Origin of the sequence: Virgibacillus sp. NKC19-3, assembly GCF_019837165.1 — a bacterium.
Lineage (GTDB): Bacteria > Bacillota > Bacilli > Bacillales > Amphibacillaceae > Virgibacillus_L > Virgibacillus_L saliphilus.
This window is the reverse complement of sequence record NZ_JAGYHC010000001.1, coordinates 2267063-2282049: the sequence shown is the minus strand read 5'-3', so window position 1 is coordinate 2282049 and position 14987 is coordinate 2267063. Positions and strand designations below refer to the sequence as shown.

Genomic DNA, 14987 nt, shown 5'->3' with positions numbered 1-14987 from the left:
GTTTATTCCTTATTATAACGTTGTTGCCAATTCGTAGAATAATTGGACTGTGATTGTTCGAAAAAGGGCTCGTATGGTGTTACATCGATATTTTTTTGTTTGAGCATTTTTCTTAGAAATTTATGATCTCTTTTTGGAGTGGCTATAATATATCCTTCAATCAATATATCCTGTGTAATTTTTTCTCGTTGTTTCTTTAAAGCTACTTCTCCTATCTTGCTTGCAATTTTGTGTCTTGCAACATCTCTAAATAATTCAGGGACAGGGGAGACCAATTCTTCCAGTAGTGTTTTTTCATTTTCCTCCCACATATGTCTTGTTTGTTCCATATAATATTCTTCCCAATCCATATTGGATTTGCCGTCTTCTTTGGGCAGTTTTTTTAGAAACTTACGAAACATGAAGAAACCGCCAATCCCCATTAGAGATATCATAATAAATCCCCATAATACAATTAAATAATCAACTATTATTGACACCCCCTACTTCATATACTCAAAATTGATTTATGCTAACTTTTATGAATTTAATGTTCAAAGCAATTTATTTTTTATCATCTTTATAGTACTATTACTAATAATTGGATGTTAACAAAACAAACAATCTATTAGTTATTATTATAATAGGATTATACTGTACAAACAACCGTCATATTACTGTATAATTTATCATATAATCGAATAAAGAAAAATTTATTGTTGAATTTTTGTTAAAGTGCGTATTCAAAAAGGAAGAATGATAATAGAAACATGCAGGTAAGGGCGTCTAAAAATAAGATACGAGGGGGAGACATGTTGGAATTTGAAAATTATAATCCGATTGACAGAAAAAATAAACAAACGTCTAACATTTTAAATAAGGAACAAGATGGTGGCATTTTTTCTGATTTATCAACACTGCCATCCAATATGCTCTCATGGATTGAATATAATAAAAATGAAATTATAACCGTGTGGGATCAAGATGGAAACGTACTTTATATTTCAAAATCAATTGAACGGCTATTAGGATACAATGCATCTGATTTGGAAGATGTAGCATGGCATGAAAAAATCTCACTAGAAGATGTTACATACATAAAAAGAAACTTTAATCAATATACAGATGAGCCACAAATTTTTACTATTAATATTTTAAATAAGCAAGGCAAGTATATTTGGTCAGAGTGTACGATTGCCAAGATGCCAGATGATGAAAATGGCAGGATGTGTTATATTGCCACCATTAAAGATATTACGGATAAAAAAGAAGCAGAAGAAATGATGATACGTTCCGAAAAAATGTCTATAGCAGGACAACTTGCTGCAGGAATAGCACATGAAATTCGAAATCCGCTCACGTCTCTAAAAGGATTCCTGCAATTAATGCAAGCAGGAGTGAAGGGGAATGAGCAATACTATAAAATCATGTTAGATGAGATAGACAAGATGGAATCCATTACTTCTGAACTGTTATTTATATCAAAACCGTTAACAGAATCAATGAGAAATGAATCGCTTGAGGAAATGATCCATGACGTTATCCTATTATTGAGCACACAGGCAAATGTAAAGGGTATCAATATTGAGTATGATGATACATATAAAGGTTCTATTTATTGTGATCGTTCGCAAATAAAACAGGTCTTAATTAATTTAGTAAAAAATGCGATTGAAGCGATGGTTGACGGTGGTACTATTAAACTGATAACGACATCTACCAAAACCCAGGTTATACTTAGTATTAGGGATGAGGGTTTAGGTATACCGGATGAAATCATTCATAAATTGGGTGAGCCTTTCTTTACGACGAAACAAAATGGAACCGGGCTAGGACTGATGATATCAAAACAAATCCTAAACCATCATGATGCAATTTTAAAAATAGAACAAAATGAGTATAAGGGAAGTACCTTTCATATCTTTTTCCCCCTACCGTAATAGAACGGACTATTTTTAGTTAATGTTTTTCGTATAACTTAAACTTATCATTACAAATAAGTTTTTTGTATTGGTTAACTTACATAAATCAATTGTTTTATCATACAAATTGATTTAAGATATATAGAGTAGAACTATTTTTAGTAGGTAAGGAAGTATAAAACTTATCTGCATAAGTGCAGCTAAGGTATGCCGTAAAGCCCTGGCAAAAGCCAAGTTTTCCATATACCTTTCAGAATAAAGGTGAAAAAGGAATGAAAGGCTTTTTGCTATTTGCCATCCGTTTTATAGAAAGATAGCAATAGGGTAATGGAGCAAAAATACGATGGAGAGGGGATCAAACATATGGGTAAGAGTAATGCATTCAATGCCAAAAAACAATTTGATCTACATGGAAAAACCTATAACTATTATGAATTAAAAGCATTGGAAGAAGCTGGTTTGGGAAAAGTGTCACGTTTACCATTTTCTGTTCGAGTTCTTTTAGAATCACTGATTCGCCAGCATGATGGCCATCAAATTAAAGATGAGCATGTACAAGGTCTATCAAAATGGGGCAGCAAAGAAGGCACAAATTCAGATGTTCCATTCAAACCTTCACGTGTCATTTTACAAGATTTCACTGGAGTACCTGCAGTAGTTGACCTTGCATCATTACGTAAAGCTATGGTGGATATGGGAGGAGAACCAGATAAAATAAATCCTGAAGTACCGGTTGATTTAGTTATCGACCACTCAGTACAAGTGGATCAATACGGAACACCAAATGCACTTCAAGCAAATATGGATTTGGAATTTGAGCGAAATGCGGAGCGTTATGAATTTCTAAACTGGGCACAAAAGGCATTTGATAACTATCGTGCTGTACCTCCGGCAACTGGTATTGTGCATCAGGTGAACTTGGAATACATTGCAAACGTTATCCATGGTGTAGAGAATGAAGACGGGGAATATGATGCATACCCTGACACACTTATGGGAACGGACTCTCATACGACAATGATCAATGGTCTTGGCGTACTGGGCTGGGGCGTTGGTGGTATAGAAGCAGAGGCAGGCATGCTTGGCCAGCCATCCTTTTTCCCTGCACCGGAAGTAATTGGTGTTAAATTTACAGGAAGTTTCCCAAATGGAACAACAGCTACGGATCTAGCATTAAAAGTAACACAAGTTTTACGTGAAAAGAATGTTGTCGGTAAATTTGTGGAATATTTTGGTCCGGGCCTGCAGGATATGCCACTGGCAGACCGTGCCACCATATCAAACATGGCTCCAGAATATGGAGCAACGTGTGGTTTTTTCCCTGTGGACCAAGAATCATTGAATTATCTTCACTTAACAGGACGCAGTCAAGAGCAAATTGATTTAGTCGAACAATACTGTAAAATCAACGATCTATGGTATTCCCCGGAGCAAGCAGATCCTGAATACACAGAGTTGGTAGAAATAAATCTTTCAGAACTTGAACCAAACCTTTCCGGACCGAAACGTCCACAAGATTTGATCGCTCTTTCTGACATGAAAAAAGAATTCAATAAAGCAATTACAGCACCAGAAGGTAACCAAGGATTTGGTATGGATAAATCCGAGTTTGATAAAGAAGTAACAGTTGATCATCCAAATGGAAAAACTTCTTTGATGAAAACAGGTGCACTTGCGATTGCAGCGATTACGTCTTGTACAAACACATCTAACCCTTATGTTATGTTGGGTGCTGGATTACTTGCCAAAAATGCTATTGAAAAAGGATTGGAAGTTCCTGAGTATGTAAAAACATCTTTAGCTCCTGGTTCAAAAGTTGTTACACGTTATTTAGAGGATTCCGGATTAATGACATACCTTGATCAGTTAGGATTTAACTTAGTGGGATACGGTTGTACAACATGTATTGGTAACTCTGGTCCACTCAGACCTGAAATAGAAAAGGCTATTGTTGATAATGATTTAACTGTTTCATCTGTATTGTCTGGTAATCGTAACTTTGAGGGACGTATTCACCCACTAGTGAAAGCAAACTATCTTGCTTCACCACCACTTGTCGTTGCATATGCCTTAGCAGGTACGGTTGATGTTGATTTAACGAAAGAAGCGCTGGGTACAGATAAAGAAGGAAACGCGGTCTATATGCAGGATATTTGGCCGACAATGGAAGAAATTAAAGAACAGGTAAACAGCGTTGTTAAGCCGGAAATTTTCCGAAAAGAATATAAAAATGTTTTTGATTCCAATGAAAGATGGAATGAAATTGACACAACGGATGAGCCTTTGTTTGAATGGGATAGTGAATCTACCTATATTCAAAACCCACCATTTTTTGAGGAATTACCAAAAGAACCAGGCTCCGTTAATGCTCTGAACAATCTGCGTGCAATCGGTAAATTTGGTGATTCTGTAACAACAGACCATATTTCGCCGGCGGGAGCAATCGCAAAGGATATGCCGGCAGGTCAGTATTTACAGGAAAAAGGAGTTTCACCTCGAAACTTCAACTCATATGGTTCACGTCGTGGTAACCATGAAATTATGATGCGTGGGACATTCGCCAATATACGTATTCGTAACTTATTGGCATCAGGAACGGAAGGCGGTTATACAACATACTGGCCTACAGGAGAAGTCATGCCAATTTATGATGCTGCAATGAAATATCAACAGGATGGTACTGGTTTACTTGTAATGGGCGGCAAAGATTACGGGATGGGTTCATCACGTGATTGGGCAGCTAAAGGTACTAATTTGTTAGGCATTAAAACTGTTATTGCTGAAAGTTTCGAACGAATTCATCGTTCAAATTTGGTCATGATGGGTGTACTTCCATTACAATTTGAAAAAGGGGAAAGCGCGGAAAAATTAGGCTTAACCGGAAAAGAAACTTTCCATGTTGAGATTGATGAGTCGATTAGCTCAAATGATTTAGTGAACATTACTGCAGTTGATGAAAATGGAAAAACAACGGCATTTAAAGCTATTGCTCGTTTCGATAGTGATGTGGAAGTCGATTATTATCGTCATGGTGGCATCTTACCAATGGTCTTACGAGACAAATTGCAAGTTGCAGTAAACGAATAGATAAATGAGTGAAACTAGCCCTTACATGCTTCTTCATGGTAAGGGCTTTTTCATCTGAACTAAATGAATTTTTTCTGAACAATAGTGGCATTTTCTTTACAAATGGTCAATATAGACATACCATTTAAAGTATAGAATATAGTAATATCAGGTCGCTATGTTATAAGGATATGTAAACGGAGGAGGTAAATCCAACGCATGTATAAAAAGATACTTAGTATTGTCGGTATTCTGGTGTTAGCTGGAATTGTCGTATTTAATTTCATACAACAAAATAATGAAACACAAACGGAGAATGCTCCTAATGAATATAATGTTAGCGGAGATTCAGACGTAGAAGGTGCGGCTATAACTCCTCCTGGAAGTACTGAGATTGAACAAGGCGAATCTGCACCAGAATTTGAAATGGAAACGCTGGATGGAGAGAAAATAACACTTTCTGAATTGAAGGGAAAAAAAGTTATTCTAAATTTTTGGGCAACATGGTGCCCGCCTTGTCGTGACGAAATGCCAGAGATGCAGAAATTTCATGAGGCGTACGGGGATGAAGTAGAGATCCTTGCTGTAAATTTAACAGATACCGAAACAAGTAAACAGGATGTTGTTGATTATAGAAACGAATATGAATACACCTATACTATTCCCCTTGATACCGATTCAACTGTAAGTGATGATTATAAGGCTATTACTGTACCAACTACTTACTTTGTAGGTACAGATGGAACCATTCAAGCACCGAGAAAAGTTGGACCAATGACGTATGACTTTATGGAGGAAACAATAAATTCAATCAATTAACTGTTATAATATTTGGATTTAGTGGCAATACTTCTTTTTAAAAGGAGTGAGCTGCTGTGTCTTTAAAGAAAAGACTTGCATTTGATGAATTAGTTCGGGAAAATCGTCAACAAATTTTGAAGGACCATTTACTAATGGAAAAAATCGAAAAAAACTTAGAAAAGAGAATGCATCAATCCGTAAAGCGAAAAGAACTATCATAATGAGAAGCCATCTTCTGTGAATGATTATTGAATCACACAAAAGATGGCCTTTTTGTGAAAAGGGAAACTTTTTCGCGTATAAGAATGTTAGTTGTTGAAAAAAATAGTAATAGCTTTTGAAAGAAAGGAGCATCATGATGACTGACAAAAATCATCAGCCAAAACCGGATGATCGTAGTGATAATGCAGAGAAACTTCAAGATATGGTCCAAGATACCATGCAAAATCTGGAGGAAGCCCAGGATACGATGGAATTTTCCTCCGGAGAAGATAAGGAGAAAATAAAAGCGAAGAACGAGCGTCGCGAGAAAGCAATTGAAGGGATGCGAGATGAGATCAAAGATGAACGAAATAATGAATAAGAATCAGTAGCCCTAGCTCTCCCCAAAGAGTTGGGGTTTTAAAATCGATTAAGCTAAATTTCATTGCGTTCATTACATTTATGATAAGCTGGAAGATGAAATAAAAGCAGAGGGAGAAGATCATATGAATAAAATACGTACATCTATTGATGTAAGATATCAGGAAACAGATCAGATGGGCGTTGTTTATCATGCCAATTATTTAGTATGGTTTGAAATCGGGCGAACCAAATATGTCGAAATGTTAGGATTTAGTTATTCAGATATGGAAAAATATGCTATTGTATCGCCCGTTATAGATGCCCAAATTTCGTTTAAAAAACCTATTCGATACGGAGAACAAGCTATCGTTGAAACATGGTTGGAAAAATATGATGGAATTCGAACCATATATGGTTATCATATACTGGATGGAAAAGAGAATGTTGCAGTTAGCGGAACGACCCAGCATGTCATTGTAAAAAAAGAAAACTTTCGCCCTTTATCACTGCGTAAAACGTTTCCTGAATGGCACCAAGCTTACATACAACAAATTGAAGGGGAATAAACATGGCATTTGGTGTGAAAAGAGAAGAAGTAAACGCGTGGAAGAAAAAAGTTGAGAGCGGAAATATCGCATTTTTAACACATTTTTGGATTGATGACCGTTTTCCAGGTTGTGATACCGTAACAAAGGTCGGCTGCAGCGATATCGATAAGTTAAAAAAGTGGGGGAAAAAATATGGACTTATAGAAAATTGGATCCATAAAGATGAAAGATTTCCACATTTTGATTTGTTTGGTAAACAACAAAAGGATATATTGCAGCAAGAGAACAAATGGGATCATATAGATAAATTCAGATTATAATAGAAAAGGGCGTTAACGTTTAAGTACGCCCTTTTCTATTGCTTTTCATCCATATAGTTAAACGCAGGTTCCATTATTTTTCTGTTTAAATGAATTTTTAGATCTTTCTCTTCAAAATACCAAGCATCTTTTTTCTCAATAAAAAAAGTTATATTTTCTACTTCTATAGAGGTATGAACATCTTCTGGTTCATCTTTCATAATTCCTAACGAGAAACCTGGAATATTACCGCCCATTCCCCCGTATCTTACATAGAAACGTAATTTGGAGTTATCTGTGATATCCAATTCTTGCTTATACCATTTGGCAACTTCTTTACTCATCTGTAGTTTCAATGAAGTCAGCTCCTTATAGCATCAACTGCTATTTTTCGTTTAAGATTGTTTTCCCTTTTTTTCAGGAACTAAATCAACACCACCCGGATGAAAGGGGTGACATTTACTTATCCTTTTTATTGTTAAAAATCCACCCTTAACAGCTCCAAAACGGTGAAAAGCCTCGATTCCGTATTCAGAGCATGTTGGGTAGAACCGGCAGGATGGCGGCTTAAAAGGGCTAATTGCTTTTCGATAAAATTTAATGAACCCTATAAAAATATACTTCATTGTGACTTATCCTTCTCAGTTAGATTCCGTATGACGCTTATCATAACTGACTGAAGCAACGGCATCATGCAAATGGATGGATTCTTCGTTTCGGCATGAAACGTTAAATTTAGTTACAAAGGGCATTTCATATAAATCTGCAGCTACAAGACGAGCCATATCTTCAACGAAACGTGGGTTTTCATAAGCTTGTTCCGTTACCATTTTTTCATCAGGTCTTTTTAAAACTGGATGTAATCTGGCGCTGGCGTTGCTTTCAGCTGCTTCTAAAAGACTTTCTTTCCAATCAAGGCTGGTGCCGTCAAAGCCTTCTGTTAGTGAAACTTCCATTGTAATTTGTCCGCGTTGATTATGTGCACTGTATTCACTTATTTCTTTGGAACATGGACATAATGTTGTGATCAACCCTGAAAGTGATACGCTAACTGTATGTCCCTTTTCTTTATCATAAGAAACATGAATAACAGCATCTGCATGGTTCATCCCAGATAGACCTGACTGAGGTGCTTTTCTTTCAAAGAACCAAGGAAATTCCACTTTTATCATAGCATCTTTCTGATCCAGCCGTTCAGCTAGATCTTTTGTAAACCTCTTAAGCGTAGCAAAATCCACAGGAAGACCTTGTTCATGATAATGATTTAATTGCTGTGTAAAACGACTCATATTTGTCCCTTTACTCGTATTTTTCAAGCTTGAGGTAAATTCTATTGTTCCAATACTTGTTTGCGTCGTTGGTTTCAAATTACTGAAAACAGTAATAGGATGTTTTACATTTGCTATTCCAACTGCGTCAAGGTCAAAAAGAAAATCTTTTTTGGTGTTCTGTAAATCTGCCATTTTACTTTTCTCAACAGGTTTTGACTTTGGAAGCGGATCTACAGAACCGAATAATTTATGACGTTCAGCTTTATTTGGTAATTGTTTTATTGGGAAAGTTGTAATCTTGTCCATAACATAACATCCTTTCGAATTATGACTAAGTACCAGTATACTAAAAAGTACGGACTCTATTCAATTTATTGATTTGCGTTAGAATAGAATCGACTTTGATTACATCCAGGTGATTTTGGGTTCGGTTTTGTTCTTGATTCGCTTGATATTCTCCCTATGTCTGTAAAAAACAAAAACTGTTAATAACGCAGTCACTATAGCAAGACCAATCTCGTGTAAAAGTATAGAAGCAATCACAGCAATAATCCCTGTAATCAGGGAAGAAAGGGAGACATATTTTGATAAATACAATGTCAAAAGAAAGCTTGTAACCATAATGATGAATAATAATGGATTAATACCCAGGATTATTCCGCCGGATGTCGCCACTGCTTTTCCACCGTTAAACTTAGCGAAAATAGGATATGTATGTCCAACAACAGCAAATAGGCCAATGGCCAGTCGGTATACATCCCCGTCAAATAATAAAGGAACCAGTGTAGCCGTAGTACCTTTTAATATATCTGTTGAAACAACAATGCTACCTGCTTTAAAGCCTAATATTCGAAATGTATTCGTTGCTCCAATATTCCCACTGCCATGTTCCCGTATGTCTATATGATACCAAATCTTGCCAACAATGAGGGCAGAGGGTATAGAACCTAATAAATATGCAATAATACCAAATAATAAATATTCCATTATTCATCCTACTCTCTTTATAATATGGAAAAAGGGCTATAGTTTTATTTTAGCATGAACTCGTGATGGAAAGAACCTCAAAACAAATGAAATACTACTTATAATGTAAATAGAAGCGAAAATGAGGTTTTTAGGTTGCTTGAAAAGGGTATCCAGAAAAGAAATTAGTCTAAAATTGCTTTTAAACTTAGAAAAAAGGAAGAATGATATGATAGAATTCAAAAATATAGGCAAAGAATATTCAGATGGAACCCGGGCTTTAAAAGATTTTTCCTTAAAGGTAAGGAATGGAGAAATGGTAACACTTATAGGACCAAGCGGCTGTGGAAAAACAACAAGTTTGAAAATGATAAACCGTCTTATTGAACCTACTGCTGGGATGCTATACATAAACGAGAAAGATATAGATGATTACAATATACATGAATTACGCTGGAATATTGGCTATGTCCTGCAGGAAATTGCGCTATTTCCTCACATGACCATTTCCGAGAATATTTCAGTGGTACCAGAGATGAAGAAGTGGAAACGCAAAGACATACGAGCACGGAGTGAAGAACTCCTGGATATGGTGGGATTGGATCCTTCAACATACCAAAAGAAAATGCCAGGAGAGTTATCCGGTGGTGAGCAGCAACGTGTAGGGGTAATACGAGCCTTAGCTGCAGACCCGGATATTATTTTAATGGACGAACCTTTTAGTGCCTTGGATCCTATAAGCAAAGAGCAATTGCAACAGGATATCCGTCGTTTGCAAGAGGAGATTAAGAAAACCATTGTCTTTGTTACACATGATATGGATGAGGCAATGGCTCTAGGTGATAGGGTTTGTCTGATGAGAAACGGTGAAGCGATACAAATTGACACACCACAACAATTAATTTTGCAACCCAAAACACAATTTGTAAAAGATTTCATTGGAGAACGAAAATCTCCATGGCAAACTGCTGTAGATGTGATTGCAGATCAATCACATCTACAGGTTATTTCACAGGAGGCGTTTGATAATGGGAACTATGGCAAAATAGGGATGTACATTATAGTTGATGAGAACAATATGTATACCGGGGCAGTAAATAATGGAAAATTAACAGAGGCAACTACACTGGATAACGACACGCCTCTTTTTAAAGCTACAGAAATAATAGAGTCAAGGGATCAATTATTATTTCCCGTATTAAAAAACCAAAAAATGGTGGGTGTTATCAGTAGTAAGGATATTGTTTTGTTTTTAAAAAAGCAAACAAGGATTGAAAACGGGGTGATCCGATCATGAGTGAATTCATTTCCGTATTTCAAGATAGACAGGATATGTTGCTGGAGTTGATTTGGGAACATTTACAAATATCACTTATCTCACTTATTATTGCTATTATTATTGCAGTTCCCTTAGGCTTAATTTTAACAAGGTATCCACGTGTTGCTGAGCCGGTAATCGGTCTGTCTGCAGTCATGCAAACAATACCGAGTTTAGCAGTATTAGCTTTTTTAATCCCCTTCTTTGGGATTGGCACAACACCTGCTATTGTAGCACTCACCGTATATGGCCTTCTTCCCATTTTAAGAAATACATATACAGGAATTAAAGAAGTTAATCCAGCTTTAAAAGAAGCGGCAACAGGTATGGGGATGAATTCAGTAAAACGGTTAACTAAAGTTGAATTACCAATTGCAATGCCTGTGATGATGGCAGGAATTCGAACTTCGATGGTTCTGATTGTTGGAACTACAACGATTGCAGCTCTTATTGGAGCGGGTGGATTAGGTGAGTTAATCTTATTGGGGATAGATCGAGGAGCAGATGTTAATCTCATATTACTTGGTGCCATACCTGCAGCATTATTAGCCATTGCGTTGGATTTAATTTTACGAGGATTTGAACGTATTTCAAAAAAAGCTGGCTTTAAATCGTTTATTGTCATGTTAGTTATCGCTGTACTCATCGTTACCACCCCATTTTTTATTACTACTTCCAAAAATGCAGATGTGGTAATCGGTGGGAAATTGGGGGCCGAACCGGAAATTTTAATTAATATGTACAAGCTCTTAATTGAGGATGAAACTGATTTGGAAGTAGAACTGGAAGCTGGGCTTGGAAAGACAGCATTCGTGTTTACGGCGTTACAAGAGGAGAGTATTGATATATTTCCTGAATTTACCGGAACAGCAATTGTTACCCATTTAGAAGAAGAGACAGAGAGCAATGATGCCACTGAAGTATATGAACAAGCAAAACAAGGAATGAAAGAAGAATATGACATGGAGTTTCTCCAACCTATGGAATACAATAATACGTATACGATAGCTACGAGACCGGAGACTGCCAAAGAGTCTAACTTAGAAGATATTGGAGACGTAAAGCAAATAGAAGATGAAATCACAGCAGGTTTTACATTGGAATTTAGGGATAGGTACGATGGATATATAGGCATGCAAGATGTTTATAACCTTGATATCGAAAGCATCAGCACAATGGATCCTGGTATACGTCAGGATGCTTTAGATAAAGGTGAAGTGGACATCATTGATGCTTACGCAACAGACAGTTATATGGTAGAATTAGGCCTAGTAACATTAGACGATCCGGAGAATCTGTTTCCGCCATATCAAGGAGCACCACTTCTCAGGGCGGAAACATTGAAGGAACATCCGGAATTAGAAGAGGTATTAAATCAACTGGGTGGTAAAATAACAGATGAAGAGATGCGCGAGATGAATTATGAAGTTGACTATGAAGACAGGTCTCCTAACGAAGTAGCAAGAGAGTTTCTGGAAAGCGAAGGTTTACTTTAAAATAGAGAAGGGGCTGTGAAAATATGTCTTGGGAAAACCCGAAAAATGAAACATTGAAAGAAATATTGGAATCAGCGAACACAATTGCAGTCGTTGGACTATCTGATAACCCTGACAGAACATCACATCAAATAGCAAAAATAATGCAGGAAAAAGGATACCGGATCATCCCAGTTAATCCCACTGTTGAAGAAGTACTCGGTGAAAAATCTTATCCAAAATTGACGGATATACCTGAAAAAGTAGATATTATCAATGTTTTTAGAAGACCGGAATACTTGCCTGCTATTGCGGAAGAAGCTGCCCAAACGGATTGCCGCGTTTTTTGGGCACAACAAGGTATTGTAAACGAAGAAGCTTATCATTATTTAAAAGAACGGGATTTCATCGTCATGATGGATTTATGCATCAAAGTAGTACACAGTGTACTAGTGCAGAAATAACAAGAGAAAGGATGACATTTTCAGTCATCCTTTCTCTTGTTACAAAAAAATATGCAAGCGGAATTCAGTTATAGTATACTTATTATCATGCTTAGCTTCATATCAGTAATTTCGTATACATTGATTAGAAACCTTAGCGTTCGTTAGTCATTCGAATGCTAAACACGCAAAAGACGTGCTAGTACTGGCGTTGCCACAAATGGCTTCAAATGGGGTGGGCATTTACGCATAACCCATGATGTGGCGGCTTTAGATAGTGAATAAGTAAGGAAATAATTATATGTTCTTACTTGCCAACAAAAAACATTTGTTCTATTATATGAGAATGATACTTTTATTAGGGGAAAGGAGTCGATGGTGATTTGGCTAATCCAACACGATATACAGATGATTCCATCCAAGTTTTAGAAGGCCTTGAAGCTGTTAGAAAAAGGCCTGGAATGTATATAGGTAGTACCGATATACGTGGTCTGCATCATTTAGTATTTGAAATCGTTGATAACGCAGTCGATGAGGCATTAGCAGGTTATGGAAATTTTATTAAGGTACAGATACATAACGATAATAGTATCTCTATTGAAGATAGCGGAAGAGGGATACCAACAGGTATGCATAGCTCTGGGAAGCCAACAATAGAGGTGATTTTTACTGTTCTTCATGCAGGAGGTAAATTTGGACAAGGTGGATACAAAACGAGTGGCGGCCTGCATGGTGTCGGTGGTTCTGTTGTGAATGCATTATCTGAATGGCTTGAAGTGACGATCTTTCGCGACGGATATACGTACCAACAGCGGTTTGAAAATGGTGGTCAACCGGTTGGGTCACTTGAGAAAAAAGGATCTACAAAAAAGACTGGTACCTTGATTCATTTTAAGCCTGACCCAACGATTCTATCTGCGGTTGTTTTTGATTTTGAAACTCTGTCAGAAAGGCTGCGGGAATCTGCTTTTTTATTAAAGGGGTTAGAGATACAATTAATCGACAATCGAACAAACGAAGAAGAAACGTATCAATATCCTGATGGGCTTAAATCATTTGTGGACTATTTAAATGAGGAAAAAGACACCCTGCATCAGGTTGTTTCGTTTGAAGGGTATCAACAGGGATTCGAAGTCGAATTTGCTTTTCAATTTAATGATGGATATGCAGAAAGCATGCTTTCCTTTGTAAATCATGTTCGAACAAGGGATGGTGGCACACATGAATCTGGAGCTAGAACAGCAATTACAAGAACATTTAATGATTATGCGAGAAAAGTCGGTTTATTAAAAGAGAAAGACAAGAATTTAGAAGGTACCGATATACGCGAAGGGCTAACAGCCATTATTTCTGTTCGAATTCCTGAAGAAAAGCTGCAATTCGAAGGTCAAACAAAAGGAAAACTTGGTACTACAGAAGCAAGATCAATCGTAGATGCTGTTGTTTCTGAAAAACTTTCTTATTTTCTGGAAGAGAATCCTGATATCTCCGGAGCATTGATAAAAAAATCCATGAAGGCAAAGGAAGCTCGTGAAGCAGCACGTAAAGCCCGTGAAGATGCCAGAACGGGTAAGAAAAAGCGTAAAAAGGACGCGCTTTTAAGTGGAAAGCTTACACCAGCGCAATCCAGAAATGCCAAAAAAACGAACTCTACTTAGTGGAAGGGGATTCCGCAGGGGGTCGGCAAAGCAAGGCAGAGACAGAAAGTTTCAAGCTATCCTCCCTCTACGCGGAAAAGTTATTAATACGGAAAAAGCTAACCTGCAGGATGTATTTAAAAACGAGGAAATCTCCACCATCATTCATACGATAGGCGCAGGAGTAGGAGGCGACTTTAATTTAGAGGATGTCCAATATGATAAAATTATAATTATGACAGATGCTGATACGGATGGTGCCCATATTCAAGTTTTATTATTGACGTTCTTCTATCGCTACATGCGCTCACTTGTTGAAGCTGGTAAAATTTTCATCGCTCTTCCTCCACTATTTAAAATTTCTAAAGGCAAAGGAAAGAAAGAGAAAACAGTATACACATGGGATGAGGAAGAGATGAAAGAAGTGACAAAGGAACTTAAAAATGGCTATATCGTTCAGCGCTATAAAGGTCTAGGTGAAATGAATGCGGATCAGCTTTGGGAGACGACGATGAATCCTGAGAGTCGTACGTTAATTCGTGTTACAATAGAAGATCTGGCTAGGGCGGAAAGAAGAGTAACCACATTAATGGGCGATAAAGTAGAACCAAGAAGAAAATGGATTGAAAGCCATGTAGAATTTGATATGGATGAGGATGCCAATATATTAGAAAACGAGAAAATTCATACAGAATAAG

At 37.0% G+C, this 14987-nt stretch carries 15 protein-coding genes and 1 pseudogene; 11 read left to right on the top strand and 5 right to left on the bottom strand.

Annotation, left to right across the window (positions count from 1 at the left end; all coding sequences use genetic code 11):
* Positions 1 to 2: 2 nt before the first annotated feature.
* On the bottom strand, positions 3 to 479 hold the full coding sequence (locus tag KFZ56_RS11065; RefSeq protein WP_222641985.1) for a DUF2621 domain-containing protein: 477 nt from the start codon (positions 477 to 479) through the stop codon (positions 3 to 5).
* Between the two features lie 315 nt (positions 480 to 794).
* Between KFZ56_RS11065 and KFZ56_RS11060 the strand changes: the two genes are divergently transcribed.
* The 7 genes from KFZ56_RS11060 to KFZ56_RS11030 all read left to right on the top strand — a co-directional run bounded on the left by KFZ56_RS11060 (position 795) and on the right by KFZ56_RS11030 (position 7200).
* The gene (locus KFZ56_RS11060; protein ID WP_255585121.1) at positions 795 to 1919 is read left to right on the top strand and encodes an ATP-binding protein; all 1125 of its coding nucleotides are present in this window, start codon (positions 795 to 797) and stop codon (positions 1917 to 1919) included.
* 345 nt (positions 1920 to 2264) lie between these two features.
* Entirely contained in the window at positions 2265 to 4988 is a 2724-nt protein-coding gene (gene acnA / locus KFZ56_RS11055) for an aconitate hydratase AcnA (RefSeq protein ID WP_222641984.1), read from the top strand.
* Positions 4989 to 5186: 198 nt separating this feature from the next.
* The gene (locus KFZ56_RS11050) at positions 5187 to 5786 is read left to right on the top strand and encodes a TlpA family protein disulfide reductase (RefSeq protein ID WP_222641983.1); all 600 of its coding nucleotides are present in this window, start codon (positions 5187 to 5189) and stop codon (positions 5784 to 5786) included.
* Positions 5787 to 5842: 56 nt separating this feature from the next.
* Entirely contained in the window at positions 5843 to 5989 is a 147-nt protein-coding gene (locus tag KFZ56_RS11045) for an FbpB family small basic protein (protein WP_222641982.1), read from the top strand.
* Positions 5990 to 6126: 137 nt separating this feature from the next.
* Entirely contained in the window at positions 6127 to 6351 is a 225-nt protein-coding gene (tlp, locus tag KFZ56_RS11040) for a small acid-soluble spore protein Tlp (protein WP_375540678.1), read from the top strand.
* A gap of 124 nt (positions 6352 to 6475) precedes the next feature.
* Positions 6476 to 6898, top strand: a complete 423-nt coding sequence (locus tag KFZ56_RS11035; RefSeq protein WP_222641980.1) for an acyl-CoA thioesterase — start codon at positions 6476 to 6478, stop codon at positions 6896 to 6898.
* Positions 6899 to 6900: 2 nt separating this feature from the next.
* Entirely contained in the window at positions 6901 to 7200 is a 300-nt protein-coding gene (locus KFZ56_RS11030; RefSeq protein WP_222641979.1) for a hypothetical protein, read from the top strand.
* A 35-nt stretch (positions 7201 to 7235) separates the two neighbouring features.
* On the opposite strand, the gene KFZ56_RS11025 is transcribed toward KFZ56_RS11030, so the two are convergent.
* The 4 genes from KFZ56_RS11025 to plsY all read right to left on the bottom strand — a co-directional run bounded on the left by KFZ56_RS11025 (position 7236) and on the right by plsY (position 9437).
* The gene (locus KFZ56_RS11025) at positions 7236 to 7535 is read right to left on the bottom strand and encodes a HesB/YadR/YfhF family protein (RefSeq protein WP_222641978.1); all 300 of its coding nucleotides are present in this window, start codon (positions 7533 to 7535) and stop codon (positions 7236 to 7238) included.
* A gap of 39 nt (positions 7536 to 7574) precedes the next feature.
* Positions 7575 to 7805 carry a membrane protein insertion efficiency factor YidD gene (gene yidD, locus KFZ56_RS11020; RefSeq protein ID WP_222641977.1) on the bottom strand — a complete coding sequence of 77 codons (231 nt, stop codon included), beginning with the start codon at positions 7803 to 7805 and terminating at the stop codon, positions 7575 to 7577.
* 15 nt (positions 7806 to 7820) lie between these two features.
* A complete protein-coding gene (folE2, locus tag KFZ56_RS11015) occupies positions 7821 to 8756 on the bottom strand; it encodes a GTP cyclohydrolase FolE2 (RefSeq protein ID WP_222641976.1) in 936 nt (311 codons plus the stop codon).
* A gap of 99 nt (positions 8757 to 8855) precedes the next feature.
* Positions 8856 to 9437, bottom strand: coding sequence for a glycerol-3-phosphate 1-O-acyltransferase PlsY (plsY, locus tag KFZ56_RS11010; protein ID WP_222641975.1), 582 nt, complete (start codon positions 9435 to 9437; stop codon positions 8856 to 8858).
* A gap of 208 nt (positions 9438 to 9645) precedes the next feature.
* Here plsY and KFZ56_RS11005 point away from each other — a divergent pair, with 208 nt between their 5' ends.
* From KFZ56_RS11005 to parE, 4 genes and pseudogenes are all read left to right on the top strand, one after another.
* The gene (locus KFZ56_RS11005; protein WP_222641974.1) at positions 9646 to 10713 is read left to right on the top strand and encodes an ABC transporter ATP-binding protein; all 1068 of its coding nucleotides are present in this window, start codon (positions 9646 to 9648) and stop codon (positions 10711 to 10713) included.
* On the top strand, positions 10710 to 12230 hold the full coding sequence (locus tag KFZ56_RS11000; RefSeq protein WP_222641973.1) for an ABC transporter permease/substrate-binding protein: 1521 nt from the start codon (positions 10710 to 10712) through the stop codon (positions 12228 to 12230). Before KFZ56_RS11005 ends, KFZ56_RS11000 begins: the two co-directional genes overlap by 4 nt.
* A 23-nt stretch (positions 12231 to 12253) precedes the next feature.
* Complete coding sequence (locus tag KFZ56_RS10995; RefSeq protein ID WP_222641972.1) at positions 12254 to 12673, top strand: CoA-binding protein; 420 nt, start codon at positions 12254 to 12256, stop codon at positions 12671 to 12673.
* A 440-nt stretch (positions 12674 to 13113) separates the two neighbouring features.
* Positions 13114 to 14986, top strand: a pseudogene (gene parE, locus KFZ56_RS10990) (DNA topoisomerase IV subunit B).
* Position 14987 lies beyond the last annotated feature (1 nt).